This window comes from Mycobacterium sp. (genome assembly GCF_049673265.1).
In the GTDB taxonomy this organism is placed as follows: Bacteria; Actinomycetota; Actinomycetes; order Mycobacteriales; family Mycobacteriaceae; genus Mycobacterium.
In genome coordinates, this window is the sequence record NZ_JBATXN010000130.1 from 1 (window position 1) to 4,480 (window position 4,480).

Annotated in this window: 4 protein-coding genes; all 4 read left to right on the forward strand. The window is 63.5% G+C overall.

All coding sequences use genetic code 11. The features are described from left to right. Positions 1-202 precede the first annotated feature (202 nt). The gene (fadD5, locus tag WBF82_RS04620) at positions 203-1,876 is read left to right on the forward strand and encodes a fatty-acid--CoA ligase FadD5 (RefSeq protein WP_424381925.1); all 1,674 of its coding nucleotides are present in this window, start codon (positions 203-205) and stop codon (positions 1,874-1,876) included. Between the two features lie 215 nt (positions 1,877-2,091). Then, positions 2,092-2,892: an MlaE family ABC transporter permease gene (locus tag WBF82_RS04625; RefSeq protein ID WP_424381922.1), complete on the forward strand. Its 801-nt coding sequence runs from the start codon at positions 2,092-2,094 to the stop codon at positions 2,890-2,892. 1 nt (position 2,893) lies between these two features. Further along, a complete protein-coding gene (locus WBF82_RS04630) occupies positions 2,894-3,763 on the forward strand; it encodes an ABC transporter permease (RefSeq protein WP_424381923.1) in 870 nt (289 codons plus the stop codon). A 6-nt stretch (positions 3,764-3,769) separates the two neighbouring features. Continuing rightward, positions 3,770-4,480 (forward strand): MCE family protein (locus tag WBF82_RS04635; RefSeq protein WP_424381924.1); only part of this gene is annotated, 711 nt, incomplete at its 3' end.

Genomic DNA, 4,480 nt, shown 5'->3' on the forward strand with positions numbered 1-4,480 from the left:
GGACAGCTGAGCGCGGCGAAGTGGAAGCCGCGTCTGCCGTTGCGCGGAAAATCGCGCAGTGACGGGCGCACGCAGGGAAGTCACCGGGGTTGTCTTCCCGCCGCCCAGACCATAGTGTGACCCAGACAACACCAGATTTTATCAAATATCAACTCGAGGACGAGTTCGCGAGCAGAGAGGAATCGACTAGTTGACCGCGGAGTTGACTGGCCAGCAGTCCTACCAGACCCACGCCGACGCCGACGCCGACAGCACCGAGCAGCCGTATCTGTCGCGACGACAAAATTGGGTCAATCAACTCGAACGGCACGCATTGATGCAGCCGGGCAGTCCCGCATTGCGATTTCTGGGCAACACCGTCACCTGGTCCGAGCTGCGCCGCCGGGTGGCTGCGCTGGCCGGCGCCCTGAGCCGCCGAGGGGTTGGCTTTGGGGACCGGGTGATGATCTTGATGCTCAACCGGACCGAGTTCGTCGAGTCGGTGCTGGCGGCCAACATGATCGGCGCTATCGCTGTTCCGGTTAACTTCCGGCTGACACCGGCCGAGATCGCCTTCCTGGTCGACGATTGCGAGGCGCGGGTCATGATCACCGAATCCGTCCTGGCCCCGGTGGGCAACGGCGTCCGCAACATCACCTCGGTGCTCAACACCGTCGTGGTCGCCGGCGACACTGCCGAGGAGGGTGTGCTCGGCTACGAGGACCTGGTGAACGAGCCCGGCGACCCGGCCGAACCGGTAGACATCCCCAACGACTCGCCGGCGTTGATCATGTACACCTCGGGCACCACCGGCCGGCCTAAGGGCGCCGTGCTGACCCACACCAACCTCACCGGGCAGACGATGACCGGCCTATATACCCACGGCGTCGCCGTCAACGACGTCGGCTTCATCGGTGTCCCGTTCTTCCACATCGCCGGCGTCGGCAACATGCTGACCGGGATGCTGCTCGGGATTCCCACCGTGATCCATCCCCTGGGCGCATTCGACCCCGGGCACCTGCTCGACGTACTGGCCGCCGAGAAGGTCACCGGGATCTTCCTGGTCCCCGCGCAGTGGCAGGCGGTATGCAATGCGCAGCAGGCGAATCCGCGCGACGTGAAAATACGCGTGATGTCGTGGGGCGCCGCACCGGCATCCGACACATTGCTACGACAAATGTCGGAAACCTTTCCCGGGACGCAGATTTTGGCCGCGTTCGGCCAGACGGAGATGTCGCCGGTCACCTGCATGCTGCTCGGCGAAGACGCGATCAGAAAGCGCGGTTCAGTGGGCAAGGTGATCCCAACCGTCGCTGCCCGCGTGGTCGACGAGAACATGAACGACGTGCCCGTCGGCGAGGTCGGTGAAATCGTCTATCGTGCACCCACATTGATGAGCGGCTATTGGAACAATCCGGAGGCGACCGCGGAGGCATTTGCGGGGGGTTGGTTCCACTCCGGCGATCTCGTTCGGATGGACGAGGACGGTTACGTCTGGGTGGTCGACCGCAAGAAGGACATGATCATCTCCGGCGGGGAGAACATCTACTGCGCGGAGGTGGAGAACGTCCTCGCCAGCCATCCCGAGATCGTCGAAGTCGCGGTCATCGGTCGGCCGCACCAGAAGTGGGGCGAGGTGCCGATCGCGGTTGCGGCCGTCGTCGCGACCGACCCGCCAAAAAGGTTGAGCCTTGAGGATCTTGACGAGTTCCTCAACGAGCGATTAGCGCGCTACAAACACCCCAAGGACTTGGAGATCGTTGACGCGCTACCGCGCAACCCCGCGGGGAAGGTTTTGAAGACCGAACTGCGAGCGCGCTACGGTGCTTCGGGTGCCCCCGATGCCCCTCAAAGCACTTACGCGTCAACGGATCCAGTGAAGGACAGCCGAACCTGACATAACGCAGAACTCGCAGGTCAAATAGACGAAAGGCTAATAGTGCCGATGCTATGCACGCCGGGTGAGCCATCGGGTATGGTCCTGTGGTCTGCCTTACTACCTGCGAGTAGGGAGACGGTGGTCACACACCTGGGGACGGGGCAAGGAGGAGGCGTGCGACACAATCAGCCGCTTCGCCGCGAGGCGCGCGGTTGCTCCGTGGGGGGTTGCCAGTGACGACCACCCAGCCACGGCTCACCGACTACGTTCGCGACCAGCTAGGTCCGCCGATCCTTCTTGTCGGTGGCTTCTTCCGGATGTGCGTACTTACCGGAAAAGCAGTGTTCCGCAGGCCGTTTCAGTGGCGCGAGTTCATCCAGCAGTGCTGGTTCATCATGCGGGTGGCGTTGCTGCCGACCATGGCGGTCTCGGTGCCAATCACCGCGCTTTTCATCTTCACGTTCAACATCCTGCTGATCCAGGTTGGCGCCGCCGACCTCTCGGGCGCCGGCGCCGGGATCGCGGTGATCACCCAGATCGGGCCGATCAACACTGTGCTGGTGATCGCCGGCGCCGCGTCGACGGCCATCTGCGCCGATTTGGGCGCGCGCACCATTCGCGAGGAGATCGACGCGATGGAGGTGCTCGGCATCGACCCGATCCACCGGCTGGTATTGCCGCGAGTGCTGGGTTGCGCGCTGGTCTCGATGCTGCTGAACGCCTTGGTGAGCATGGTCGGCCTGGTCGGCGGCTTCCTCTTCGGCGTCTACCTGCAGCATGTATCGGCCGGGGGCTACCTGGCTACCCTGACCCAGCTCACCGGACTACCAGAAGTGGTCATCGCGACGGTCAAGGCATTGGCCTTCGGGCTGATCGCGGGTCTGGTCGGGTGCTACCGCGGGCTGACCGTGCGCGGAGGGTCTAAGGGCCTTGGCACCGCCGTCAACGAGACCGTGGTGCTCTGCGTGGTCGCGCTGTTCGCGGTCAACGTAGTGCTGACCACGATCGGCGTTCGATTCGGAACGGGGCGCTGACATGTCGACAATCGCGGTACTTCGTGGCCGGTTTCCCCGGGCATCCTCCAGTTTGCGTCGCTACGGGGGCGCCGCGAGCCGCCCGCTGGACGTGGCCGGAAAGCTGGGCTGGTTCACCGTCATCGGCGTCCGCGACATGGTGTGGGCGATTACCCGGTACCGCAAGGAAATTCTGCGCCTGATCGCCGAGGTCGGCATGGGCACCGGTGCCATGGCGGTTGTCGGCGGCACCGCGGTGATCATCGCCTTCGTGACAATGTCGGCCGGCTCGCTGGTCGCCATCCAGGGACTGGCGTCGTTGGGCCACATCGGGCTCGAGACCCTGCTCGGGTTCCTGTCCGCGTTCATCAACGTGCGCCTCGTTGCCCCGATCGTCACCGGCATCGCGCTGGCGGCCACGGTCGGCGCCGGTGCCACCGCCGAACTGGGCGCCATGCGGATCAGCGAGGAGATCGACGCACTGGAGGTGATGGGCGTCAAGTCGACGGCCTACCTGGTCTCCACGCGGATGCTGGCCGGGCTGGTCGTGATCATCCCGCTGTACGCGATCGGCCTGATTCTGTCCTTCCTGTCTCCCCAAGTCGTCACGACATTCTTGTACGGACAGACGTCGGGCACCTACGAGCACTACTTCCGGACGTTTTTACGTCCCAACGACGTGTTCTGGTCGTTCGTCGAGGTGATCATCATCGCCGCGGTCGTCATGCTTTCGCACTGCTACTACGGGTACAACGCCAGCGGTGGCCCGGTCGGCGTCGGTGAGGCAGTCGGCCGCTCGATGCGTTTCTCGCTGGTCTCCACGCCCGTCGTCATCCTGTTGGCCGAGATGTCGCTCTACGGCGTCGATCCGAACTTCAACTTCACGGTGTAGACGGCCATGACAGCTCCCCGAGGGAAAGAGAACAAGGCGCCAGTGCAGCCCTACCGGGTGGCCGGTGTCATCGTCTTTCTGATCGCAGCGCTCGTGCTGTGGGTGGTTTTTTTGTTCTACAAGGGCGACTTCAGCCAGGTGATTCTCCGCCACCCGGACAAGACCCAGCTGACGATGCTGTCCGATCGCGCGGGCTTGGTGATGGATCCCGGCTCGAAGGTCACCTATGACGGAGTGCAGATCGGCCGCGTTGCCAAAATCGACGAGAAGACCCAGCCGGATGGCAAGCCATTCGCCAAGTTCACCTTAGACGTCGACCAAAAGTATCTCCAACGCTCGCGGAGCTTCTGCGGCGATTCGGGCGCCTCGCCCCAAGGCTGCTATCTGATTCCGGCCAACGTGGAAGCGCGGATCGTCGCGACCACGGTTTTCGGTGGAAAGTACGTGGCATTCACGGCGCCAGATCACCCGTCGCCGCAGAAGATCACGACGCAGACTGCACCTCACACCGTGATCGACGCCCGGTCGGTGACGACGGAGATCAACACGCTGTTCCAAACGATCACGTCCATCGCCGAGAAGGTGGACCCCGTCAAGGTCAACCTGACGCTGAGCGCTGCCGCCCAGGCGTTGAGCGGGTTGGGTGACAAGTTCGGGCAGTCGCTCATCAACGGCAGTGAATCTCTCGATGAGATCAACCCGCGGATGCCGACGATC

What these genes read in the sequence shown, in the direction of transcription:
- WBF82_RS04630 (WP_424381923.1), top strand. Translation starts at nt 2,894, where the DNA reads ATGTCGACAATCGCGGTACTTCGTGGCCGGTTTCCCCGGGCATCCTCC.